A 20,189-nucleotide genomic window follows, 5' to 3' on the forward strand; every position below is an offset into this window, starting at 1 on the left:
TCCTCCTCAAACCCATTGTATTGGCTTCTCTCGTAATACTGGAATGTTGTAGCACACCCAACAACACGCCCGATTAAAACTATTTGTATGCCCTAAAAATTTAATCCGTTTTTTAAATATCAAGATGGCTAATTTATCTTGATACTTCTCAAACATATCTGCCCGTTTTTCTGTTTCTAGCGCTGCTAGCGGAAGTAATAAAGCAAACGACTGAATTTTTCCACAATCAATTAATTTGAAGCTTCTCTCGATGATTTCATTCTGCTGTGAAAATGGCGGGTTGCTAATCATCAAATCACAGTTTTTAGGAGGTTCAGTCGTAAAAAAGTCATTGCCTAAGTTGTCAAAAATATGAGTTGCTCTATATTTAAGTTGCAGTTCATCTGCCATAAGTTTGAATTCACTGTCGTAGTGATTGAACGGAAACCAGAGACTCTTGAAGCTCTGAATATCAATCAAACTATAAATATTCTCGACCACATAACGCGGTGTAGCTACGTGATCTTTGTTCGCCTCTCTTTCAGATTCATAAAACAGATTAGTTTTCATTCACTCACCCTCATTCAGAATAAAATGATGTGTAACGCCTTTTTCATCACTGACATTAACCTCATCAATTGCTTTCACGCGCAACACTTGCTTATTCTCAAGTGCTATTTCAATCGCTTCCGCTTCATTTTCTGCATTAATCAAAAGCCACGACTCATTTAAATAATCAATTTCGTGAAAGTTATCACCCATATCCGTTTCTGTGATAGCTATAAATTTTTTCATTAACTTTCCCTCTCCATTCGCATTTGATAGTATAAATTTTCTATCTCGTTATCAAAAAACGCTTTATTTCATTTTCTTTTTGTCAAAATATTCATTAATAATCTCGTGATATTTTTCTGTAAAATTGTATTGGTCAAAAGTTAAATGCTTGCTCCATTTTGTTTGTTTATCAAGTTCATAGAGTTGATGAAAATACTCTTCAATTTCTTTTATCTCAAATTCCAAATCACGTTGTGCAAACCAGTATTTTTGTGAACGCCGCGTTTTAGAATCGAGCGGCATTTTCATCAACTTTTTAGTTCTTTTTTCTTTCTTTTTCATACTTGAATTTATTCGTTTTAATATTTCTCTTAAAATCACAGCGGAATAATACTCTGTAAAATTCATTTATCCACTTCCTTTATCATCTGCACAGCAAATTTTTCATTTGCAAAATAACCTGTTTCTTTAAAAAACGCGCGATCTTTCACGTATGTTCTTCCGCCTTCGTTCAATAGTCTAATTGGTCCTTTTTGCACAAATCCACGTTTTTTATTGTCTTCTATTGCTTTCTCTAATTCAGTTAAGTTCGTACGGTGCAATGCGATAGTAAATACCATTTCACTCACTCCTCTTTAGCTTAGTAATTCTGAACGCATTTGGTTGAATGCCTCTTCAACAGAAGCATCTGACATAGAATCTGTTTCTTTGAGCGTCAAATAATTTGTATGCACTAAACTAGCAACTTGACGTTGTGTATCGTAATTTCTTTTTTCTAAACGTTCTAAAAGAGTTTTATCTTGTTTGGTTAACACGTCTTTTTGCATTTACTAGCATCTCCTTTTATATATTTGAGATTATTAGTGTTTCTCGCGGTACTTGATACACCATAGTTTCATTAAAATAAACCAAAACACATTGCGTTTTATCGCGCTCTTTATAAATTTCGTATTTTTCGCCAACTACGAACGGCGCGTTAGGTACTTTTTTTATGATTTCAGCTTTTTTCATCGATTTCTTACCGTCCCGTCCGGCTCGAAGAAATAGCCTTTTAAGTTAGCTTCGATTCGCATTGTGCGAACTGCTCCAAGTTTTCGCGCCTTTTTTTCCGCTTTTACAAAAGCGGACCTGTAATTTTGAGCGTCCACATCGCACTCAAAATATTTAAATTTTTGTTTTAAAAACTTCACTCGTAGCTTGACGGTGTAAGTTTTGTCAAGATTCCGCATTTCTCTTCACTCCTAACTCTTTCTTGATTTTTTCAACTTCAGCTGCAATAACGGCTTTTTCTTCGTTTGATCGTTCGCTTTGCGGAGAAGTTGCTTGCTCTTCTTTGTTGAACCAATCTGGGAGTACTTCTTGCTTCGTGTTTTTTCTAAATGTATTATTATTTTTAGTTTCTGTCGTCATATCATATTCATCATTCCAACGGCGTTGATAAAACCATGTTCCGCCTTGCGCGATAAATTGATGCTCTGTATTCTTAGCTTGTAAATGTTGTTTATATGCCATGATGCCGTTCTGAATTTCTTTATTGCTCACACCCTCTTTTATAGCTTTTTGATATGCTTTAAAAGCGTCTTCTTTGCGTTCTTTGCGAGGGTATAATTGCCAAAGCTTTGAAAAATCGGATTGTAAATTAGTCTTATCGCTTTTATTTACTTTACTTTTATTTACTTTACTTTCCTTTACTTTACTTTGGGGATTAATGTTTACATTAACTTCCCTTAATTCGTTGTTATTGTCTACATTAATCCAGTGAAGTGTCGGTTTTCGTGTTTTTCGCCTTTTTGTCGCTTCCGAAAATGTCGCTTGAATTTTAGAACTCGTTAATACCTTAGCCGAGTTGAACAGGGATTCGTCAAAAAACCCCCATACAACTAAGCGGTTTACAATCTGATCTAATAATTCTTTGCTGGTACCTGGCAATCTTTTTAAAAGTTTTGCTTTCATCAGCTCATCCCATACAGCGAAGTATCCTTTTTCATATACCGCACATAACAGTTTGATGACAGCTAGCTCACCTTTAATACCAAATTCCCCAGCAATTGCTTCTATTTTCTCGTCTTCAAAAATATGAACATCTAAAGGAAAGTAATCCAGCCCTTCTTTTTTAGGCCTTGCCACGCTATCACTTCCTTAAATTTAGTTTTTCTAAATCTTTTTTATCTAGTTTCACTGGAATAACCTTATACAACTTCATGAAAGTTTCTAGTCCTATTTGGTGCTGTTCTGTGTGGTGTTTGCGGCATAGCGCCATAAAACGATGTTCCTCGTGATTAATTTTATTTCGATTGCGTCCCATTCCAACTGCTTCAACATGCGCTATGTCGCTTTTATCGCGACAAATGCAACACTGTCCGTACATCAAGCAATAGTAGAACCATGCGTTATTTTCGAGCAAGTACTCATAGTGCTGTTTCAGCAGTATACGGTGTTTAAGCACGAATTTTATTAAGAACGCGATCCATTCCGTGGCTTCGTTGCACGTAGCGGAAGCATGGCTAAACATTTCGCCAGTTTTAGCCTCATAATCAAATCTTAAGAATTCTTTTACGCATTCTGGTTCATCACCAGTGAACAACGCAATATCGCGTATGAGAGCGTATGAGAGCTTTCTTTGCTTGACTGTGATGCCTCGGTTGTCCAATAAACGAAGTTTGACATAGTTATCACCGCCGCGAGCTAAAAGCTGTAAATAATTCTCGTTGATTTCATCGTCTATTAGCTCGAGCAATATTCGATTATCTTTTGCTTTTAGCACTTTGGCGTATTCCATTACAACATACTCCCTTGTCTTTCTGTTCCTTCTGGTAATTGTTCAGATGGTTTTTTTGTTTGTTTCAGCTTCTTTTTGTTCTCTGAACGGACATCGTTTATACATTTTTTTATTAGACCAGATTGCTCTGTATTTAGATTCTCAATTAAATCCACTTGTATTTTTGTTTTTCTCTTAAGCGTTTCCCACGTTGTGTTAAAATCTAAATTCATTTCCGCAGATAAACTATTAACTAAACCATTTATAATTGGAACTTCATTTGCTTCTATCTTTTTAGGCATCGTTTCAACAGCTGTATTTCCATCATCATCTTGGTCGCTCGTGATTCCGAAAACAGCAGATAGAGCATAGCGCCTAGCGTATGTTGCCGCAGAACCAAATCCTTGAGCGTCTCGTTTTGTTGCCGGCAATTTTATTGGGTCATAAAAGACGAACTCGCCTTCTTCATGCCACAATTGTGTGGATACTGCAACACTTTGCTCATCACTAGAAATTTGTTGCGTATAAGACAGACCTGTACCTTTTAAAGCATCGTCTATGACTTCTACGATATTTTCAAGAGGTACATATTTACTTTCGAAAAATGGGTTGCTGGCATCCTTTAACGGTTGCTTTAAATTCTCCCTGAATTCGCAAAGACTTTTAGCAATCTCTGTAATTTCTTCACTTTTTTCCATCTTAAATACCTCCTACCAATATCTTGGTATTTCTTTTTTTAACTCAGCGACGTGCTCGCCTACTTCCTCATACGCTTCAAGTAAATCTTCGTACACTTGTGAGCCGCCTAAAGATTTAGCGTGTTTCTTTAATGCTTCGTAGAATTCTCTTAGCTCTTTCGTGTGATCAAAAACCGTTTCCTTAAGATTCGTTATTTCGAATGATTCCATCGTTCCGTCTTCTAAATCAGAAGTATTTATCATCTACTATCCCTCCATTTACTTTTTTGGGAGTTGATGCTACAATACATTTGTGTATGTTTGTAAGCATTTTTCCCTGAACGCCACTTTGCCGAGTGGTGTTTTTTATTGTGCAAAATTCAAAATTAAAACTGTCAATGATAGAATGAGCGCAAACACTACAGCACACCCAAACACGATTGATATACATATATCTGAAACACTCCATTCCGTTTCTTCATCTTCATAAAAGAAGAAATGTTCTAGTTTTTTTAACATTTTGTCACCTTCTTCATTTTCTTTTCGTGTCTCGCTTGTAAATACTCATTAGTAAAAATATAGTTAATAAATGGTTTTCGCTCTCGTTCTATGCCCTTCTCTTTTTCGATGGCTTTTTGGTAAGAAAACACGGTTAATTGGCACACGATTACTATAGAAATAACAAAAAGTAAAAATAAAATCATTGTGTCTCAACCTCTCTCTTGCTTGACTTAATTTCTTCAATCGGTATTACCGTCTTCATTCTTCCATTTTCAAGCATTATATTTTGATCGTTTGGGAATGTTAACGGTTCGCTTGGTTTGTCTTTCATTGGTGCGCGGTCGAATATGTCATTAACCACTTTCAAATCAACGTTCGGTCTGTAACCAGTTTCAGGGTCAAAATAATCTACGATTTCATAATTACTTAAATCTAGATTATTTACTTCCGTAGCTTTTTTCCTTGCCATGCTAACACCTCATTTCATTTTAAATATCCTAGTTCTTTCCAGTGCTTTTGCCTGTACCTAATCATTTCAGGTAAATTAAAGTTATAGCTGTCGCATATTGACGGTAATAGGCTATTTTTTATCATCACTTCATCTAATAACTCGTTAACGTACTCCCTGATTTCTCTTCTCTCGCCTTGCTTCAAATGATTCATATCTTTTGCTAGCAAGTGCGCTATCCTGTTAGCGCTCTCGTCTTCCTCCAGCTGTTCTTTAGTAGCTAGAGTTTTGAAACATAGCGGGTGACCACTTACCTCGTCCGCAAACGGTACTACATACGGCGAGAATTTCGCCAATAACTTACGAGCTAAAATATTTTCATCTAAGCTCTCGGTAATACCTTGCATAATCTCCCGTGGCATATTCCTTTCGCCTGTTGAGTAATGACCTATCGCAGGTCTACTAACATGTGCTATACCTGCTAACTCCTTTTGCTGATACTTCCCTTTAAGTTCTTGCATTTCTGATGCCACGTTTGCTGATGTGGCGATGATTTCTTTTTGCATGTCTTTCTCCTTTTTTTATGTGTAGTAAATTAAATTGTAGTGCTACTTGGTTTATTAGTATCTTTAAACTGTTCAAATAACTTTTAAATGGTCTATATTATCTGTTCTAATTCCAAATTGAATAGCCATTTCTTTTACAACTGTTAAATAAATTTCAATCAGTCGTTTTTCTTCCGCTATACAATCCAATTTGTTCAGCTTCTGAATACTCGTCTTGCTCATGCCCTTCGCAGACATTTTTATTTTTCTGTTCTCTAGTCGTCTATTTAAATCGCAATGAGCACGACTTTCAAACCTTTCATAACTCATATTAATAACTGACCTGTAAGGTTCAGTTCCTCCAAAGTTATTAGCTATCTTACGCAAAATAGTCTTAACTTTATCTCTCCACTCGTTAGCGTTCACGCTGAAAATCATCTTCATATCATTGATTTCTGATTTCGCTTCTTTTGCTTCTCTTTCAGCGTTTGCAACTGCTAGAAACATTTGGTTAAACATTTGTAATTCAGGGCTTAAATTTGAAGTATCAAGTTGCTTTTTAATGTGTTGCTCCATTTTGTTGAAAGCTTCAATATACTTAAGCTTAAATTGAAGAGCTTTCTTTCCAGTAAAACCCATTGCAAGTAAAGTGAATCCGTCACGGTTCATGTAAACGATTCTGTATTGTTGTTTATTTTGAGGATGGGTGTAAATATCTTCGCGAAATAGGTCTGTCCAATTTTGGACCACCCCTTTTAGGTTATCCAAATCCCTTAATACATGTTTGTGTTCCTTCTCAAAACCTTCTGCCACATTTAAACTACTTGTAACCGCTTCTTGATTTTTCATAATAACTAATTCATTCATTCCTTACACCTCCTGTTTGTCGCTAAGTGTTTTATAGCTATGTTGTTTGTCTATCACTTAGTAGATCGTTTACGGTTACCCCTAGCGCTTTGGCGAGTTTATCGGCTTTTTCTAATGTTGGGGAGTACTTATTGTTTTCAAGGTCGCTAAGCGTTGATGCTGGAATCCCTGATTTTTCACCTAATACTTGTAAGCTAAAGTTTTTTTGGAGCCGTATTTTTTTAATTCGCTGACCGACTTTCAAGTTTCTCACCTCCTAAACATTACGATTTTTCGTAACTTTATTTATAGTTTATCCGAAAACTCGGAACATGTCAACAAGTTTTCGGAAACTTTTTCAAGTAAGTAGATTACACTAGTTATAACGGTATTTCGTAAGGAGGATATTATTTTGAATAACGTAGATTTAATTGCAGATAGAATGATTACATTAGCCAACCAACAAAATTTAACTATAAATAGACTTGCAACCCTCGCTGGGTTACCAGGCGCTACATTAAATGATTTAGCTAACAAAAAAGGTAAATCTGTAAAATTCGATATCATCACTAGCATTTGTCCCATTCTTCGCATCTCCGTCACCGAGTTCCTCGACTTCCCGCCGTACAACGAGGTGGAGAGATGAATGACCACGAATTAATTTTTGAACGTCTCTACTTTCTGTTACGAGAAAGAAATTTAACAATGAACAGACTTGCTACACTATCAGGACTAAGACAATCTACACTTAGTTCGCTTGAAGCGCGTCCTACTGGTGTTCCTAAAGCCGATACAATACGCTTGATTTGCCAAGCCCTAGAAATATCCGTCCACGAGTTCTTCGACTTCCCGCCTTATAATGAGGTGGAGAGATGAAGAAAGATGAAAACATATTTTACGTCAGCTTTTTAAAGTTTTTAGGTCTAGCGGGTGTTGCTGTGTTCGGATATTTCGCCAATATAATTTTTTCTAACTGGAAAATAGGAATCAATGTCTTTTCCTATTTTTACTACGAGGGGATTAAATCATTTAATATCCCACATGTAGTTTGGTTTTTATTCCTACTCTTTGTTTTGGGATTCAATGCGATTGCTTCTCTTCAATTTGGATACCATTTAAAAGAACTAGGTGCTTACAAAGGTAAGATAGCATTTGTTTTTACTGGGATGATTATTTTCAGCCTTTTGTTCGTAATAACAATACTGTATTCAATAATTGTTATTCCTGCTGGTAAAACAATAGATAACAACATAACAATAATTGCACCATACATTTCTGAACAAAAAGAAGAAGAAATGCGCTCTGGCTTATTGCAAGTATCGAATGCCGATGAGCTAGACAAATTAAAAAACGAGATTACTCAAATAGCTAAAGAGCATAATCTCCAATTGCAATAGAACAATAATAATTATCAATTGCAACAACTCGTAAAAATACTCATAAAATCTATCCGACTTTTTTTCAGATTTATTGATTGGATAGTCTATTTTCGATACCTTTCGGATTAAATATGCAAGTGTGCTAATTACTACAATTTGGAATGAATCCATACATATAGCTCCTTTTCTATCCGTATCAATATTTAATGTAGTGCTACTGGATTAGCTTGTATGCTGTTTTGGTGTTAGGTGTTTTATTGCTATGTTGGCTGTTTATGAGTTTTATCACTCCCCTCGCGCGTCATTTCGCGTAGTTCTTCATCAAAAAAAATTACCCAATCAAAATCAAGACTTGACGCAATTCGCATAGCATTTCTAACTGATGGATTTCTTCTCCCTTGTTCAATTGATGAATAAGTGGTTCTCTCAATATCCGCCTTAATAGCTAATGATTCTTGAGTTAGACCTTTTTCCTCTCTTAGCTCCCTTAACCATGTGCGCATGAGAACACTCCTTTCTTTTTGTGTCATATTGCGTACTTTAATATTACTACGCATTTTGACTACTGTCAAGAAACAATTACTCTTTTTGACGCATTTTAATATTTTTCATACTAACTACGCTTAATGTATAGTAATATTGATATATTGATATTGACATGTCGATATTGATATGTCGAGGAGGTGGCGGTTTTGTTTGGAGATAGACTTGTTAAACTTCGCAAAGAAAGAAAGCTTACTCAAGATGATGTTTCTAAAAAAATTGGAGTTGCGAGAACATCGTATGCATCATATGAACAAAACAGACGCGTTCCTGACTCTGACGTACAAATAAAACTTGCAGATTTTTTTGATGTTTCATTAGATTACTTACATGGCAGAGAAACAGAACGAGTCGAGATAAAGAACAAAGACGGCTATTTGATCGCTGCGCACGCTCCTAAGGACATGACACCTGAGCAGATTGAAGAGTTAGAGAGATATGCGGAATATTTGATTAAGAGGGATAACCTGTAATTTAATAACTTGCAGTGGTATAGACTAGCGTTTTATGCTATAATGGTTTTGTAAACGAAAAGATTGAATTCGAAACACACAAAACGCCAGTCTAGTGCGATAGACTGGCGTTTATTTTTTGTTCGATTTAATCAAACATGTGGGTTAGCGAGCAACTTGCTTACTTGTCACTTTTCTTCTCTAACCACAAAGAAACTAGCTTAAGTACTAGACCAACGATAATTGGTGCGACAATTAACGAAAAGATTGAATACATCGAAACACACCCCCTAACGGGGCAAGTTGCCAATAAATAGTATACGCATAATAATATTGTTTTTGCAAATCAAAAAATAATATAGTAGTTCAATTAATTACAAAAATAATAATTGTTGCCGGCTTCCCCACTAAAAAGGCTGAATATTATTCATAAGTAGGTATTAACGTTTAGGCGATAATATAAAATTGCATCAGAGGAGGAATTAAAATGTATGTACCCATACTAAAAGCTAAGCAAGGAGAAAAAGATGGACTATTACATCTAACTGATGAGGTAAAAGATCAGATTGTCCCTCTATTTGAATTACCACTAGACACAGTAAAAAGCAAGGAAAAGTCTATGGCCTGCGTAACAACCCATTGGAAAAACAGAGAATTTTTCTTAGATTTTTCAACTGATTGTAAGGCAGAAAGATTTTCAGTTACAGAGTTTTTTGAGGATTTCAACAGAATAAACACAGATTTTTCAATTCCTGTGTTCCATTTAAATTACTCTAATGAAATATGCAAACAATTAGCTTCTCAAAGCAAAAATGAATACGCTCTCAGAGTGACAACAAATGAAGTCATGGATGATGACTTTGAAGATATAATAGAAAGTTTTTTTGAAACCATACCACCAGAAAAAACCTTTTTAATAGTCGATGTAGAGGAGCTAAGAATAGAAAATTTAAATAATAGTGTCTACACAGCAAAAGCTGCTATTGAAACAATACCATCATTAAATAAATTTAAAAAGATAATTGTTGCTTCATGCTCTTTTCCAAAATCCTTCCAAGGCTTTGATAAACATGAATTTATTTTACTTAATCGTTTAGAATCTAAATTTTTTAATCGATTATCTAAAAAACTGAAGGACATAGAAATAATTTATTCTGACTATTGTATCAATCACTGCTCTGACTTTGAGTTCGTACCAGGTATGCAACCCTCTTTTAATATACGGTATACAACAAAGTCAGAGTATCTAGTATATAAAGGAGAAACTATAAAAAAAGGTGGCCTCAATTTTGAAAATATAAATGAAGCTTGTAAAAAATTATGTATTCATCCATTATATATGGGCTTCGATTATTCATGGGGAGACTCCATGATTTATAAAATAGCTCATAATGAAGTAAATAAAGGCGGTAATCTTACCTCTTGGCGAGCATATGGGACAAATCATCACATTACTTTTATGGTAAATCAGCTCTCCAGCCAACTCTAGTTTTTAAAATATTACGTGTGTACTCCAAAATTTCTTTTCGGGGTACACATTGTTTCGTCAAACTTGCCAACTCATTTTTGGGAAGATTTGAGTAACCTTTGATTTTATTTTCCTTCAATAACAATTTGATTTCTTTGCTCCAAAGTAAATCTAATAACTTATCAGTAGAAACTGCTTTATTATTTTTAGCGCTTCTTATTTTTTTGATACTAATTGCTCCAAACTTATTAAGATAGGCAACAGAAACTCCCCAATTAACGGGCACAATTTCTAAAATTTTACTTTCAAATTTCTTGCCAACTACAATCGTGGTCTTCTCAAAAGTTAATTCGTAATTTACAATTTGATTAGGTAACCGTTCTAAGGTATCATGGTCACTTTTAATCTCATACCCATGTAAAAGACCGTTAACAACTGCAACATCTGCTCTTGCTGCCCCGTCACAAATACTTAATTCTTCAATGACTCTGAATTGCTTCTTATCATTTTCTTTTCGTATGACTTTTATCAATTCATCTCTAATCATAGAATCAGTTAACATAATTAAAGCTCCTTTATATCATTCATCAATTTTTAAAGTAAGTTACTGCAATTATACCATGTTTAAAATACAGGTCACTATTTTTCAACTCAACAGATTGTATTTTCTTATTGAACAGGTATTAGATATTTTCCAACAAACTCCTAATATTAATTTTTCCAAATAACTTTCTGACTTATTTTTTTCTTGATTTATACTCTAATCCTAGTATAATAAAAACAGGAACGTTTGTTCGCTTGTGAAAGTAGCAACCTCAATCTGCATTCTACATCATTAAAAAGTAAAATGAATTTATGGTGATGAGAATGTGGTTTTTTATTTGCCTCTATGCAATATTATTTCTATTTCAGAATTGAACATTTCAATTATTCTCTTTTTTCGAAATATTAACCCTTTCTGCTTTAGAGAATCGTCTAAATGTATTACAATAACTTTTGAACTTTAGTAAAGGCTGGTGGTGGTGCATGAACATTCATGAACGAATTGCTCTGTTACGTAGACGAAGAAACATCTCTCAAAAAGATTTTGCCGAAATGGTTAAGCTAGATGACAGCACCATGAGCAAAATTGAAAATGGGCAGCGCCCGATTAAACATTTAGAAATTGAACGGATTGCTGATGCACTGGATGTGTCTATTGATGAGTTATTTGGTAGGAAGAACGAAACACAAACTGAAATTTTGCTGTTGCGATTTGAAAACGGTTTAAGTAACACCGATAAAAACAGAATATTAACATTCATAGAAAAGGGGTCAGATGTTTAGTGTTATAGGGGGATAGTTTATGAACGATGCAAACTATTTACTAGATAAACTTGACTTAAAAATCATCTATGAAAAAAGCTTACCATGTGGAGCAAAGGCTTTGCTTATCGAGAACACCATTTACATCTTAAAAGGACTTACACAAGCGGAGGAAGTCTGTACAATCATAGAAGAAATTAGTCATAAACTGTATTCAAATGGAAATATACTCGATGTGAGCAAAACAACGAATCGAAAGCAAGAATTTTTTGCAAGACGTAAAGCGCATGAATATTTAGTACCTCGCTCTTTGTTAGAAGACTGCTACCAAAAAGGTTTGCGGAATTACTATGAAGTAGCTGACCATCTTGGAATTACAGAGGAATTTTTAAAAGAAGCCTGTGATCACTACATGCAAAAATACGGGAAAATTGTAACGGGCTAGCCACCACCAACAACACAGATAATAAATTCTCGCTAGAGAATTCATTATAAATAAATCACAAAGGGAGAATAAAAATGAATGAAATAAAAAGAACTAAAAACGGATTGGGAACTGCAGGTTTCATTTTAGCTTTGATTGGATTATTCACAGGATGGATACCTATAGTAGGCTGGATAGTATGGATATTGGGGATTGTATTTTGTGTCATTGGCTTGTTTAAACGTCCAAAAGGGTTAGCGATTGCCGGTACAATTATTTCTGTAGTTGGTATTATAATTCTTATTATACTTACTAATATCGGAGCAAATGCACTAGATTCAGCAACCGAAAAAGTAGATTCAGATTCTAATAAAACAAGCGTTTCAAGTTCGGGCGATAGTAAATCTAAAGACAAGACTTTGGAAAAGACATATGGAGTCGGCGACACAGTGAGCTACAACGGTTATGAATTAAAAGTAAATACAGTCAATTATAGCAAAGGTAGCGAAATTGATACTCCTGATAGTGGGAAACAATATATCATTATTAACTTAACTATTACAAACAACACAGACGAATCTCAAAGCTATAATCCATATGATTTTAAGCTAAACGATGATGGGAATAAAACTGATCTTGACGAGCTACTTGTTGAAGATGATATTGAAATTCTCAACTCAGGAGACTTAGACCCTGGAGCAAGTGTAACAGGTAATCTTATTGGGCAATCCAAAACAGATTCGAAATCACTAAAATTACAATATCAAACAAGCTATTGGGGAGACGAAACAGTCGATATTAACTTGAAGTAAGAAAGAGCTGAAAGGCTTTTTCTTTTAACCAAGAACAGAACGTACGTGCTATTTAGGAGGGGTAAAATGAAAGCGGCTATTTATATACGTGTTTCAACTCAAGAGCAAACCGAGAATTATTCTATATCGGCACAAACCGAAAAATTGAAAGCCTTATGTTTGTCAAAAGGTTGGGATATATACGATATTTTCATTGATGGTGGTTTTACTGGCTCTAATATCAACCGTCCTGCACTTCAAGACATGCTTTCTAAGCTCGATAAAATAGATGCTGTTGTTGTATATCGTCTCGATCGCTTATCGCGTTCACAACGTGACACACTTCTTCTAATCGAAGAATACTTTTTAAAGAATGATGTGGAGTTTGTGAGTCTCTCTGAAACACTTGATACTAGTTCACCTTTCGGGCGCGCAATGATTGGGATATTGTCCGTTTTTGCACAGCTAGAACGCGAAACAATCAGGGACAGGCTTGTCATGGGTAAAATTAAACGTATCGAGGATGGACTTCCGCTTGTTACTGCTAGAGGAAGGACATTTGGCTATGACGTTATTGACACTAAATTATTCATAAACAAAGAGGAAGCTGAACATTTACAACTTATTTATAATTTATTTGAAGAAACGCAAAGCATTTTGCAAGTTCAAAAAAGAATGAAGGAATTAGGGTATGAGGTGTTTAATCGAAGACGTTACAAAAACTTACTTACAAACGATATTTACATTGGTTATGTTAGTTATGCGGATAAAGTTCATAAAAAAGGGATTCATGAGGCTATTATAAAAGAAGAGCAATTTAATCGTGTTCAGCAAATTTTTAAAAGAGTGGCAGACTTGCCAAACGTCAATCAAGAATCACAATCGCTACTAAGTGGATTAGTTGTTTGTGGAAAATGTGGTATGCCTTATTCTCACACTTCAAAGTCAACCTCTTACAAAGGTAAAAAAATGAAATATCGTTATTATCAATGTAAGTCTAAAAGACGTCTATATCAATATGACGACTGTGAAAATATTATCATTCGAGCAGATAAGCTTGAGGAAATAGTTTTAAATCGAATCACAAAATATTCGAGTTCATCTAAAATAAAACAAGAAGAAAATAAATTAATCAAACTGCAAAATAAACTAAATGACTTGCAAAATAAAAAGGCAAGGCTTTTAGAACTATATTTAAATTCCAACTACAAAAAAGAAGAACTTGACTCAATGACTTTGAAAATTGATACTCAAATTTCAACCATTCTCAGCGAAAAAAAAGTTCAACAAGAAAAAATGCAGAGAGAAGATTTCAAATCAATATTGGAGGCAACAAAATTCAAGGATATAAAAAAATTGGATTTTAAAGACAAACAAAAACTATTGAGAGCTATAATAGATATGGTTATAATAAATAAAGAAGATATAGAAATCAAGTGGCTTTAGGTGGATTTTAGTTCATGGAGAACTCTTAATGGTAGGAGGGAAGGAACTAAGCATCTAATAGGCATCACTCATAAGCCGCCAATTATTATTGATCCTATTTCATTTACGTATACTTTTCCGACAGCTTCACCAACAAATCCAAACTGCATTTGGGTTTTTCCGCAACATATTAAAGAATACCACGGGACAAAAGATAACCAGACACTTGTACAGTTTTCTAATTTTGAAATGATTAAAATTGATGTTTCGATTTCCTCTTTTAATAATCAAGTTGCACGTACATCTATGTTACACATGAAGTTCTCGCAGAAGATGCGTATGATGGAAACACAATTCCCGTATAATAATGCATTCTTTCCACCATCTGGAATTGTGGCTGAACCTTTCACATCGTACAAAACATCGCCCAAAAATGGGCCGCATAATCCATTCATAGAGTAAAAAAATAGTGGAGTTTTAAATAACTCCACCAATAACATAATCGTTCGAGTATGTATATGGTAAACTAAATAGGCATTCAACTATATGTTGAATACCTCGATGTATCGTTATTTTTGGTTTTCAATAGCACTTGAAATATCTTTAAGTAACTGCAAATCTTTTTCAGAAAACGAGTATGGTAGTTCTAAATACCATTTTTCTAGTTCTGGATTTCCAATTAGCGGGAATGCATTGACAGAATTTTTTTCTCTTAAACCTGCTACATCGTCAAGCAAAAATTCTGTGGTTGTCCCTAGTGTTTCTGCTAATTTGGCTAAAATAAAAATTGGTGGTTTATGTGTTGCGCTTTCATATTTACTGATTGTTGAAGGTGTCACACCAATTTTCTTAGCAAGTTCTTTTTGTGTTAGTCTATTTTTCTTTCGTAGATTAATTAACTTTTCACCAAAATCCACTTCAACCACCTCTTTTCTACTTTCTATTATAGCAATGTCAGAAAAAGAATTCGACATTTGTTAGCTACTTTTATAAAATTATTTTTAAATTTAGGAGGTGATCAGCATGTCTGCTAATGTAATGCTGTTCCATGCAAAGCCTGAAATGGCGATTCTTTGTATGGATTATTCTTAATCGCCAATACTGGGCTTTGCTACTTATTATGGATTAAATAATAAAGGAGCTAGCCTTATGAAGTATCAAACTGTTGAAAATATATTACCTGAAAAATTAATTCTTGAAATTCAAAAATATGTAGATGGGGAATTTCTTTATATCCCTGTACGGTCAAAAAAGGCTTGGGGAAGCGAGTCTGGAATTAAACTGCGGCTAAAAGAACGAAATGCACTGATAAAGAAGGATTTTGAGAGCAGTTCTACGATTCGAGAACTTGCTGAAAAATACTTTTTATCTGAAAGCACTATCAAAAATATTGTTTATCGAAAATAAAGTCAGCTGCTTTATTTGACTATAAAATGTTCTTAGACTATATTTTAAGTGTTCTTTCGTTGTAAAATAAGGATTGGAGGTGATTTTATATGGAAGCATTTATCGAAAATCACGTGTTAAATCAAATTTTACGGCAAGCGAAACATGTTCTTGATGCAGAGCAAAGAGTAAATGATATTAAAGTAAAGCAAGAATTTGCATATTACTCGCTAAACAAAGCTGAAAAAGCATTTGACTCTTTAATGACAGACCAATTAGAGCTTTTGAAACCTCTTGTTTCTATAAAAAACGAGTCGGATTATACGCATTTTAAAGATTCGCTTGAGCCTTATTGCATTCCATTTCGCGCTACTACAGATGCGCAATTAAAAAAACTGTTTAAAAAAGCGAAGAAACTTCATCCGCCTCATTTAAGTCCTGCTGATTTTTCACACCTGACTTATTTAAGTTGGTACGATAAAGGAAGTATGAAAAAATTTATTGTTCGTGAAATTGACGGGACAATGCGCGGCTTGTCCGGAAGTTTCCTACCTAGCCCGCAAAAAGGCATTTGTCATTTTTGTCACCATATGGGGGCTGTTGGACTTTTTACAGTAGATGTTAAGACGGATACGAAAAATCATAATTACAAAGCGCTTAGCAACTATATTTGCCAAGATGAGGCAACTTGCAATGCGCATATCACGGACACTGAAAAATTAGATTTCTTATTTGAATATGTTCGGGGAAATAAGTAAAGCGAGCCAAAAAGGCTCGCTTTACTTATCTTTTTTACGACTAGAACGCTTGCCAAGTAAGAACACAAGGATAAGCAAGATAATGCCTAACAAGACGGCGCCTAGAATGAGCCACATTGTATAGTCTTTTTCTAGTTCCACTGCTTTATTGTTCAAAGCTTTCGCTTCATCGCCTTTGATTTCAAAGTCTTTTGTCCACTTCCACTCGTTTTCATTGGATTTAGCGGTCATGTGGAGGGTGTATTTGCCCGCTTTAAACTCTTGATTTTCCCAATTTATACCATAGTTGAAGTTAGAGTTTGGAGCGAGACGCATATTTTTTTTATTTGTTTCATGTAATGTTTTATCGCGGCCTTTTTTAGTAACTCGCGCTTTTACTTCTAAATCTGTTAGAATTACTGGCTGCGTATTTTGCAAGTTCGCTTTTAGCACATTGCGGTAATTAATTTGCGCTGGATTAATGTCACCTAGTTGCATGTCTGGCTTGACTTCAGTGTCGTTTTCTGTCAGTAAAACGCCAATAACATAGGCATATAAATTTTTAATTTGTACGCCTTCCTCTTCTGTTTCCGATTCTTTATCTAGTTTTTCAGTAAAATGAAGTCCACCTAGAATTTGTCCGTCATATTCTTCTTTTGGCATGGTTACGTTCACTTTAACAGTTTTTGTACCATTTGCTGGGATTGTTATTTCTTCGTCCATTTTGGCAATTTCGGAAAATGGGGTTTTCAAACTCTTATCTAAATTGGGCTTCGTATTGCTGTAGTCGACAATCCCATTATCATTCGTTACGGCTGTGTTAGCATGGCTTTCAATTGTGATGGTGCGATTTAGGCCGTTTGTTACGACGACCTCGAGGGCTTGCGTCTCACCCGGTTTCATTCTCAAATCGAAGTATGTTTTTGATTTATCGATTTGGTTATCTGGTATCACGGCTGTTACTGAGAAGTTCATCGTCGAAGCTGCGTCAGCATGAGAAGGAACTAGCCAAATTCCTAGGCCTAATAGGCTTATTAAAATGCTTGCTAAAAATTTTTTCATATTTTTACTCCTTAGCCACCCTTTCTTTTGGGAAAAGGGGGATTTTGCGTTCCCCCTTCTGTTTATGGTGTCGCTTCAAGGGTCCATGTTATCGTTGACGTATATGTTTCGCCTGCTATTTTCCTTGCCTCAGCAGGAATGTGGAGTGATACGTTAGGATTAGTTGCCAACTCATCCGCTCCTGAAAGGTTACCAAATGCGATTGCCCATGTTGCCATGCCTTCATTTTCTCTAGCAGTGACTAAATTTTGACCTGACGCATTTAAAGTTACATCTGTTGCAACAACGCTTGGTGTAAATTTAGAATCCATAGTGGAGGTGAGATGAACCCCTGACATTGTAAGGGCAGCACCTTCTAAAACAGCATGGCTAGCTGAAACAAATTCAGTGCCCGAAACCGAAAGTGACCAACCAGAATTAGAGCCGCGATTATCTGTTACTTGCACAAAGTTTGGTACGTATTTCTTTCCACCTAAAGCGGTTGTTACTTCTGTATAAAGCGCGTTATAGTTCTTGGCTTCTCCAGAAATTTTTTGTGTACCGAAATTTAATGCCGCAGCAAAATCAATGCGAAGCGCGCCACTTGTTGGATTTACAGGTTCTGTTGGTGTCACATCCGCTCCAGGATCGGTTGGATCAATTGGTGGTGTGACTCCTGTATCATCAGCTTGGAACGTGACATCTGCATTTGTTTCTGTGCCTACAGCGAAAGCGTTGCCGGAAAAAGTCATACAGCCGACAAGTATGGTAAGGAGACTCATGCTCCATTTTAGTTTACACATCTATGCTTCTCCCTTCCTTTAAAATGGCGTCACGCGAAAGTGGGTCTTCCGCGCGACTTTTTGACCGTTTTAAGCAGGAGTGTCAGTTAATGTCCATTTTAACTCAGCTTCATATTTCCCAACGATTTTTGCTGTGTCGCCGGGTACGGAAAGTGAGATACTTTGCGCAGCTGTAGTCGCGTCACCGAATGATGTTGACCATGTTCCCATTCCTTTATTTGCTGCTGCATCGACAACATCTGATGCAGTGCCCGCTGGATCAAGTTCAAATGAATACGCTGTCGGTGTGTTTGTTGCAGTCGCTTTTGATGATTGCATCGTTGCATTTTGGAAGGATAATTTTGCTCCTGTTAGTGTGCTTGCGCCATTTTTAAATTGACCTACTTGTTCTACCGTTAAGTGCCAACCTGCATTTGAGCCGCGGTTGTCGGATACTTGCACAAAGTTTGGTACTTCCACTTCTGTACTAGATGCGGAAAGCGTTACTTTATCTAGATTGGCATAATAAACTTCGTTGTTACCAGAAATCATTTGGTCCGCGAAATGAATATTGGAAACATAGTTAATACTTAGCGGCCCAGGAGTTGGCGCTGGCGTTCCTGGATCAATTTCTTCACCTGTTCCTGGAACTTCTGGTTTTCCTGGATCTGTATTTTGAGTAAAAGTAATGTCCCCTTTAGACGTTACATCAGCCGCAAAGGCTTCTGTCCCGTACCCTACTCCTCCTGCTACGATAACGCTAATTGCTGCTACTTTTAATAATTTCTCCATCAAAAATCTCTCCTTTTTTTAAATAAAATATCACGCTGGTGAATCTACAAGTTCAAACGTGAGAGTCGTTTTATATTGACCTTCTACTTTTTGTGTTTTTCCTGGCACAACTAATTTGACACTCGTTGCCGCTTCGGATACATCTTTACCAAACAAGTTCGCCCAAGTTCCACTACCAGTTCCGGCTTGTGCATTGACAATTTCAACTGCATCACCAGAAACGGGATCGAGCGTTATAAGCGTATTAGCCGTTGGGACATTTCCATCATGCAAAGTGACAAGCGTGCTATTTAGCAAACTAATTTGGGCTCCCTCTAAAGCGTTCGCTCCGTTCATAAGTTGACCATTTTGCTTCACAGTCAAGTGCCAACCGCCGTTTGAGCCACGGTTATCCGTTACTTGCACATAGTTTGGCACCTCTTTTTTAGCGCCAGTTGCAGTCTCAACAACTTTAGTTAAATGAGCATAGTAGGTTTCTTGTTTACCCGACATCTTTTGCAAACCAAAACGTAAATTGGAAGCAAAATCAATACTTAATGGCCCAGCAGTCCCAGGTTGTCCCGGATTATCTGGGTCAGGTGTGATAACATTGCCTGGCTCAGTCGGGTCAATCGGGTTTGTCGTACTTGTGTTTTTTTCATAAGTCAGGTCTGCATCTGACGTTATACTCCCCCCGTCAACCGCCAAAACATGGATACTTTCACTAAAAATTGCAGTCGTTAAAACCGCGCTCGCTACTAGCCATTTCGTTCCCTTATTCATATTTCTTACTCCTCCCATAATCGTTATCTTCTTTTCTTTTTTGTAGTAAAAATAAGCTACAGCCAATCGCCAAACACTCCATACCGATAATCAATCCGAAAACTGAAAATTGGTCCCCCGTAGTCGGTAACTTGCCTAAAGCCGTTTGCTCCAATTGATTCGGCTTAGTTCCACCTTGATCCGTTGGCGTCTGCCAATTAGACGTGCCTCCTTCGGGTAAATTTCCATGTGGTGTTTCACTTTCAATCGACTGCCCACTAAATGAAATCCCTACTTCAACATCATAGTTTTGAGCCTTTGTAAAAAGCGGATTCGTTGTGAGTAACACAGAAAGTAACAGAAGATAACTTGACCATTTTATTATGCGTCGCATC

Annotated in this window: 36 protein-coding genes; 12 read left to right on the forward strand and 24 right to left on the reverse strand. The window is 36.0% G+C overall.

The annotated features are described in order from the left end of the window. Positions 1-6 precede the first annotated feature (6 nt). From CFS60_RS04440 to CFS60_RS04510, 15 genes are all read right to left on the reverse strand, one after another. Entirely contained in the window at positions 7-549 is a 543-nt protein-coding gene (locus CFS60_RS04440; protein ID WP_088838888.1) for a sugar-phosphate nucleotidyltransferase, read from the reverse strand. Next, complete coding sequence (locus tag CFS60_RS04445; protein WP_088838889.1) at positions 550-774, reverse strand: hypothetical protein; 225 nt, start codon at positions 772-774, stop codon at positions 550-552. It abuts the gene before it with no gap. A gap of 63 nt (positions 775-837) precedes the next feature. Continuing rightward, positions 838-1,161: a DUF1140 family protein gene (locus CFS60_RS04450; protein ID WP_088838890.1), complete on the reverse strand. Its 324-nt coding sequence runs from the start codon at positions 1,159-1,161 to the stop codon at positions 838-840. Then, positions 1,158-1,373, reverse strand: a complete 216-nt coding sequence (locus tag CFS60_RS04455; RefSeq protein WP_088838891.1) for a hypothetical protein — start codon at positions 1,371-1,373, stop codon at positions 1,158-1,160. Before CFS60_RS04455 ends, CFS60_RS04450 begins: the two co-directional genes overlap by 4 nt. Positions 1,374-1,388: 15 nt before the next feature. Next, a complete protein-coding gene (locus CFS60_RS04460; protein ID WP_088815470.1) occupies positions 1,389-1,580 on the reverse strand; it encodes a hypothetical protein in 192 nt (63 codons plus the stop codon). 180 nt (positions 1,581-1,760) lie between these two features. Next, positions 1,761-1,982 carry a hypothetical protein gene (locus CFS60_RS04465; protein ID WP_088815471.1) on the reverse strand — a complete coding sequence of 74 codons (222 nt, stop codon included), beginning with the start codon at positions 1,980-1,982 and terminating at the stop codon, positions 1,761-1,763. Further along, positions 1,969-2,880 carry a DUF4373 domain-containing protein gene (locus CFS60_RS04470; protein WP_088815472.1) on the reverse strand — a complete coding sequence of 304 codons (912 nt, stop codon included), beginning with the start codon at positions 2,878-2,880 and terminating at the stop codon, positions 1,969-1,971. Before CFS60_RS04470 ends, CFS60_RS04465 begins: the two co-directional genes overlap by 14 nt. Before the next feature lie 4 nt (positions 2,881-2,884). Then, positions 2,885-3,532 carry a putative HNHc nuclease gene (locus CFS60_RS04475; RefSeq protein WP_088815473.1) on the reverse strand — a complete coding sequence of 216 codons (648 nt, stop codon included), beginning with the start codon at positions 3,530-3,532 and terminating at the stop codon, positions 2,885-2,887. Further along, entirely contained in the window at positions 3,532-4,209 is a 678-nt protein-coding gene (locus tag CFS60_RS04480; RefSeq protein ID WP_088815474.1) for an ERF family protein, read from the reverse strand. The genes CFS60_RS04475 and CFS60_RS04480 overlap by 1 nt, the downstream gene beginning before the upstream one ends. Positions 4,210-4,221: 12 nt before the next feature. After that, positions 4,222-4,452 carry a hypothetical protein gene (locus CFS60_RS04485; RefSeq protein WP_088815475.1) on the reverse strand — a complete coding sequence of 77 codons (231 nt, stop codon included), beginning with the start codon at positions 4,450-4,452 and terminating at the stop codon, positions 4,222-4,224. Positions 4,453-4,554: 102 nt separating this feature from the next. Further along, the gene (locus CFS60_RS13815; protein ID WP_159458145.1) at positions 4,555-4,707 is read right to left on the reverse strand and encodes a hypothetical protein; all 153 of its coding nucleotides are present in this window, start codon (positions 4,705-4,707) and stop codon (positions 4,555-4,557) included. 181 nt (positions 4,708-4,888) lie between these two features. Then, positions 4,889-5,158: a hypothetical protein gene (locus CFS60_RS04495; protein WP_088815477.1), complete on the reverse strand. Its 270-nt coding sequence runs from the start codon at positions 5,156-5,158 to the stop codon at positions 4,889-4,891. Positions 5,159-5,172: 14 nt separating this feature from the next. Then, on the reverse strand, positions 5,173-5,703 hold the full coding sequence (locus CFS60_RS04500) for a hypothetical protein (protein WP_088815478.1): 531 nt from the start codon (positions 5,701-5,703) through the stop codon (positions 5,173-5,175). Positions 5,704-5,775: 72 nt separating this feature from the next. Next, positions 5,776-6,549: a Rha family transcriptional regulator gene (locus CFS60_RS04505; RefSeq protein ID WP_088815479.1), complete on the reverse strand. Its 774-nt coding sequence runs from the start codon at positions 6,547-6,549 to the stop codon at positions 5,776-5,778. A 37-nt stretch (positions 6,550-6,586) separates the two neighbouring features. Beyond that, positions 6,587-6,802: a helix-turn-helix domain-containing protein gene (locus CFS60_RS04510; protein WP_244169925.1), complete on the reverse strand. Its 216-nt coding sequence runs from the start codon at positions 6,800-6,802 to the stop codon at positions 6,587-6,589. Positions 6,803-6,940: 138 nt separating this feature from the next. Here CFS60_RS04510 and CFS60_RS04515 point away from each other — a divergent pair, with 138 nt between their 5' ends. From CFS60_RS04515 to CFS60_RS04525, 3 genes are read left to right on the forward strand one after another with little or no spacing between them, the layout of a single operon-like run. Continuing rightward, positions 6,941-7,174: a helix-turn-helix transcriptional regulator gene (locus tag CFS60_RS04515; protein ID WP_088815481.1), complete on the forward strand. Its 234-nt coding sequence runs from the start codon at positions 6,941-6,943 to the stop codon at positions 7,172-7,174. After that, entirely contained in the window at positions 7,171-7,404 is a 234-nt protein-coding gene (locus CFS60_RS14135) for a helix-turn-helix transcriptional regulator (protein WP_088815482.1), read from the forward strand. Before CFS60_RS04515 ends, CFS60_RS14135 begins: the two co-directional genes overlap by 4 nt. Next, positions 7,401-7,925 carry a hypothetical protein gene (locus tag CFS60_RS04525; RefSeq protein ID WP_088815483.1) on the forward strand — a complete coding sequence of 175 codons (525 nt, stop codon included), beginning with the start codon at positions 7,401-7,403 and terminating at the stop codon, positions 7,923-7,925. The genes CFS60_RS14135 and CFS60_RS04525 overlap by 4 nt, the downstream gene beginning before the upstream one ends. A 242-nt stretch (positions 7,926-8,167) precedes the next feature. Here CFS60_RS04525 and CFS60_RS04530 read toward each other — a convergent pair whose 3' ends face one another. After that, positions 8,168-8,410: a helix-turn-helix transcriptional regulator gene (locus tag CFS60_RS04530; RefSeq protein ID WP_088815484.1), complete on the reverse strand. Its 243-nt coding sequence runs from the start codon at positions 8,408-8,410 to the stop codon at positions 8,168-8,170. Between the two features lie 189 nt (positions 8,411-8,599). Here CFS60_RS04530 and CFS60_RS04535 point away from each other — a divergent pair, with 189 nt between their 5' ends. Then, positions 8,600-8,923 carry a helix-turn-helix domain-containing protein gene (locus CFS60_RS04535; RefSeq protein WP_088815485.1) on the forward strand — a complete coding sequence of 108 codons (324 nt, stop codon included), beginning with the start codon at positions 8,600-8,602 and terminating at the stop codon, positions 8,921-8,923. Positions 8,924-9,083: 160 nt separating this feature from the next. Here CFS60_RS04535 and CFS60_RS13770 read toward each other — a convergent pair whose 3' ends face one another. Next, on the reverse strand, positions 9,084-9,179 hold the full coding sequence (locus CFS60_RS13770; protein ID WP_117590147.1) for a type I toxin-antitoxin system Fst family toxin: 96 nt from the start codon (positions 9,177-9,179) through the stop codon (positions 9,084-9,086). A gap of 210 nt (positions 9,180-9,389) precedes the next feature. On the opposite strand from CFS60_RS13770, the gene CFS60_RS04540 reads away from it, so the two are divergent. Next, positions 9,390-10,391 carry a beta family protein gene (locus CFS60_RS04540; protein WP_088815486.1) on the forward strand — a complete coding sequence of 334 codons (1,002 nt, stop codon included), beginning with the start codon at positions 9,390-9,392 and terminating at the stop codon, positions 10,389-10,391. Here the strand turns inward: CFS60_RS04540 and CFS60_RS04545 are convergent. Further along, the gene (locus CFS60_RS04545) at positions 10,360-10,932 is read right to left on the reverse strand and encodes a sce7726 family protein (RefSeq protein WP_088815487.1); all 573 of its coding nucleotides are present in this window, start codon (positions 10,930-10,932) and stop codon (positions 10,360-10,362) included. The two genes, CFS60_RS04540 and CFS60_RS04545, sit on opposite strands and share 32 nt — an antisense overlap. A gap of 464 nt (positions 10,933-11,396) precedes the next feature. On the opposite strand from CFS60_RS04545, the gene CFS60_RS04550 reads away from it, so the two are divergent. The 5 genes from CFS60_RS04550 (at position 11,397) to CFS60_RS04570 (ending at position 14,777) form a co-directional block, all read left to right on the forward strand. Next, on the forward strand, positions 11,397-11,696 hold the full coding sequence (locus tag CFS60_RS04550) for a helix-turn-helix domain-containing protein (protein WP_088815488.1): 300 nt from the start codon (positions 11,397-11,399) through the stop codon (positions 11,694-11,696). 19 nt (positions 11,697-11,715) lie between these two features. Beyond that, positions 11,716-12,120, forward strand: a complete 405-nt coding sequence (locus CFS60_RS04555; protein WP_088815489.1) for an ImmA/IrrE family metallo-endopeptidase — start codon at positions 11,716-11,718, stop codon at positions 12,118-12,120. Between the two features lie 74 nt (positions 12,121-12,194). After that, on the forward strand, positions 12,195-12,911 hold the full coding sequence (locus CFS60_RS04560; RefSeq protein ID WP_208611150.1) for a DUF4352 domain-containing protein: 717 nt from the start codon (positions 12,195-12,197) through the stop codon (positions 12,909-12,911). 66 nt (positions 12,912-12,977) lie between these two features. Then, positions 12,978-14,336, forward strand: coding sequence for a recombinase family protein (locus CFS60_RS04565; protein WP_088815490.1), 1,359 nt, complete (start codon positions 12,978-12,980; stop codon positions 14,334-14,336). Beyond that, positions 14,337-14,777, forward strand: a complete 441-nt coding sequence (locus tag CFS60_RS04570) for a competence protein ComK (protein ID WP_088815491.1) — start codon at positions 14,337-14,339, stop codon at positions 14,775-14,777. 107 nt (positions 14,778-14,884) lie between these two features. Here the strand turns inward: CFS60_RS04570 and CFS60_RS04575 are convergent, their stop codons facing one another. Next, positions 14,885-15,232 (reverse strand): helix-turn-helix domain-containing protein, encoded by a 348-nt coding sequence (locus tag CFS60_RS04575; protein ID WP_088809372.1) that lies wholly within the window; start codon positions 15,230-15,232, stop codon positions 14,885-14,887. A 232-nt stretch (positions 15,233-15,464) separates the two neighbouring features. Between CFS60_RS04575 and CFS60_RS04580 the strand changes: the two genes are divergently transcribed. Together CFS60_RS04580 and CFS60_RS04585 are read left to right on the forward strand one after the other, a co-directional pair. Continuing rightward, on the forward strand, positions 15,465-15,722 hold the full coding sequence (locus CFS60_RS04580) for a CD3324 family protein (RefSeq protein WP_088815492.1): 258 nt from the start codon (positions 15,465-15,467) through the stop codon (positions 15,720-15,722). A gap of 89 nt (positions 15,723-15,811) precedes the next feature. Beyond that, complete coding sequence (locus CFS60_RS04585) at positions 15,812-16,459, forward strand: FusB/FusC family EF-G-binding protein (RefSeq protein ID WP_088809374.1); 648 nt, start codon at positions 15,812-15,814, stop codon at positions 16,457-16,459. A gap of 21 nt (positions 16,460-16,480) precedes the next feature. Here the strand turns inward: CFS60_RS04585 and CFS60_RS04590 are convergent, their stop codons facing one another. The 5 genes from CFS60_RS04590 to CFS60_RS04610 all read right to left on the reverse strand — a co-directional run bounded on the left by CFS60_RS04590 (position 16,481) and on the right by CFS60_RS04610 (position 20,188). Beyond that, entirely contained in the window at positions 16,481-17,500 is a 1,020-nt protein-coding gene (locus CFS60_RS04590) for a DUF916 and DUF3324 domain-containing protein (protein ID WP_088809375.1), read from the reverse strand. 62 nt (positions 17,501-17,562) lie between these two features. Continuing rightward, a complete protein-coding gene (locus CFS60_RS04595; protein WP_088809376.1) occupies positions 17,563-18,282 on the reverse strand; it encodes a WxL domain-containing protein in 720 nt (239 codons plus the stop codon). A gap of 69 nt (positions 18,283-18,351) precedes the next feature. Continuing rightward, positions 18,352-19,053, reverse strand: a complete 702-nt coding sequence (locus tag CFS60_RS04600; RefSeq protein ID WP_088815495.1) for a WxL domain-containing protein — start codon at positions 19,051-19,053, stop codon at positions 18,352-18,354. 30 nt (positions 19,054-19,083) lie between these two features. Then, positions 19,084-19,815 carry a WxL domain-containing protein gene (locus tag CFS60_RS04605; protein ID WP_088809378.1) on the reverse strand — a complete coding sequence of 244 codons (732 nt, stop codon included), beginning with the start codon at positions 19,813-19,815 and terminating at the stop codon, positions 19,084-19,086. Continuing rightward, entirely contained in the window at positions 19,808-20,188 is a 381-nt protein-coding gene (locus CFS60_RS04610) for an LPXTG cell wall anchor domain-containing protein (protein ID WP_088809379.1), read from the reverse strand. The genes CFS60_RS04605 and CFS60_RS04610 overlap by 8 nt, the downstream gene beginning before the upstream one ends. Position 20,189: the final 1 nt, after the last annotated feature.

Origin of the sequence: Listeria sp. ILCC792 (assembly GCF_900186135.1) — a bacterium.
In the GTDB taxonomy this organism is placed as follows: Bacteria; Bacillota; Bacilli; order Lactobacillales; family Listeriaceae; genus Listeria; species Listeria goaensis.

Excerpts from the sequence above, each read along its gene's own strand:
- CFS60_RS04440 (WP_088838888.1), bottom strand. The coding sequence starts at position 549 with ATGAAAACTAATCTGTTTTATGAATCTGAAAGAGAGGCGAACAAAGAT.
- CFS60_RS04445 (WP_088838889.1), bottom strand. The coding sequence starts at position 774 with ATGAAAAAATTTATAGCTATCACAGAAACGGATATGGGTGATAACTTT.
- CFS60_RS04450 (WP_088838890.1), bottom strand. The coding sequence starts at position 1,161 with ATGAATTTTACAGAGTATTATTCCGCTGTGATTTTAAGAGAAATATTA.
- CFS60_RS04455 (WP_088838891.1), bottom strand. The coding sequence starts at position 1,373 with ATGGTATTTACTATCGCATTGCACCGTACGAACTTAACTGAATTAGAG.
- CFS60_RS04460 (WP_088815470.1), bottom strand. The coding sequence starts at position 1,580 with ATGCAAAAAGACGTGTTAACCAAACAAGATAAAACTCTTTTAGAACGT.
- CFS60_RS04465 (WP_088815471.1), bottom strand. The coding sequence starts at position 1,982 with ATGCGGAATCTTGACAAAACTTACACCGTCAAGCTACGAGTGAAGTTT.
- CFS60_RS04475 (WP_088815473.1), bottom strand. The coding sequence starts at position 3,532 with ATGGAATACGCCAAAGTGCTAAAAGCAAAAGATAATCGAATATTGCTC.
- CFS60_RS04480 (WP_088815474.1), bottom strand. The coding sequence starts at position 4,209 with ATGGAAAAAAGTGAAGAAATTACAGAGATTGCTAAAAGTCTTTGCGAA.
- CFS60_RS04485 (WP_088815475.1), bottom strand. The coding sequence starts at position 4,452 with ATGATAAATACTTCTGATTTAGAAGACGGAACGATGGAATCATTCGAA.
- CFS60_RS13815 (WP_159458145.1), bottom strand. The coding sequence starts at position 4,707 with ATGTTAAAAAAACTAGAACATTTCTTCTTTTATGAAGATGAAGAAACG.
- CFS60_RS04495 (WP_088815477.1), bottom strand. The coding sequence starts at position 5,158 with ATGGCAAGGAAAAAAGCTACGGAAGTAAATAATCTAGATTTAAGTAAT.
- CFS60_RS04500 (WP_088815478.1), bottom strand. The coding sequence starts at position 5,703 with ATGCAAAAAGAAATCATCGCCACATCAGCAAACGTGGCATCAGAAATG.
- CFS60_RS04505 (WP_088815479.1), bottom strand. The coding sequence starts at position 6,549 with ATGAATGAATTAGTTATTATGAAAAATCAAGAAGCGGTTACAAGTAGT.
- CFS60_RS14135 (WP_088815482.1), top strand. The coding sequence starts at position 7,171 with ATGAATGACCACGAATTAATTTTTGAACGTCTCTACTTTCTGTTACGA.
- CFS60_RS04525 (WP_088815483.1), top strand. The coding sequence starts at position 7,401 with ATGAAGAAAGATGAAAACATATTTTACGTCAGCTTTTTAAAGTTTTTA.
- CFS60_RS04530 (WP_088815484.1), bottom strand. The coding sequence starts at position 8,410 with ATGCGCACATGGTTAAGGGAGCTAAGAGAGGAAAAAGGTCTAACTCAA.
- CFS60_RS13770 (WP_117590147.1), bottom strand. The coding sequence starts at position 9,179 with ATGTATTCAATCTTTTCGTTAATTGTCGCACCAATTATCGTTGGTCTA.
- CFS60_RS04540 (WP_088815486.1), top strand. The coding sequence starts at position 9,390 with ATGTATGTACCCATACTAAAAGCTAAGCAAGGAGAAAAAGATGGACTA.
- CFS60_RS04545 (WP_088815487.1), bottom strand. The coding sequence starts at position 10,932 with ATGTTAACTGATTCTATGATTAGAGATGAATTGATAAAAGTCATACGA.
- CFS60_RS04550 (WP_088815488.1), top strand. The coding sequence starts at position 11,397 with ATGAACATTCATGAACGAATTGCTCTGTTACGTAGACGAAGAAACATC.
- CFS60_RS04555 (WP_088815489.1), top strand. The coding sequence starts at position 11,716 with ATGAACGATGCAAACTATTTACTAGATAAACTTGACTTAAAAATCATC.
- CFS60_RS04560 (WP_208611150.1), top strand. The coding sequence starts at position 12,195 with ATGAATGAAATAAAAAGAACTAAAAACGGATTGGGAACTGCAGGTTTC.
- CFS60_RS04565 (WP_088815490.1), top strand. The coding sequence starts at position 12,978 with ATGAAAGCGGCTATTTATATACGTGTTTCAACTCAAGAGCAAACCGAG.
- CFS60_RS04580 (WP_088815492.1), top strand. The coding sequence starts at position 15,465 with ATGAAGTATCAAACTGTTGAAAATATATTACCTGAAAAATTAATTCTT.
- CFS60_RS04585 (WP_088809374.1), top strand. The coding sequence starts at position 15,812 with ATGGAAGCATTTATCGAAAATCACGTGTTAAATCAAATTTTACGGCAA.
- CFS60_RS04590 (WP_088809375.1), bottom strand. The coding sequence starts at position 17,500 with ATGAAAAAATTTTTAGCAAGCATTTTAATAAGCCTATTAGGCCTAGGA.
- CFS60_RS04595 (WP_088809376.1), bottom strand. The coding sequence starts at position 18,282 with ATGTGTAAACTAAAATGGAGCATGAGTCTCCTTACCATACTTGTCGGC.
- CFS60_RS04600 (WP_088815495.1), bottom strand. The coding sequence starts at position 19,053 with ATGGAGAAATTATTAAAAGTAGCAGCAATTAGCGTTATCGTAGCAGGA.
- CFS60_RS04605 (WP_088809378.1), bottom strand. The coding sequence starts at position 19,815 with ATGAATAAGGGAACGAAATGGCTAGTAGCGAGCGCGGTTTTAACGACT.
- CFS60_RS04610 (WP_088809379.1), bottom strand. The coding sequence starts at position 20,188 with ATGCGACGCATAATAAAATGGTCAAGTTATCTTCTGTTACTTTCTGTG.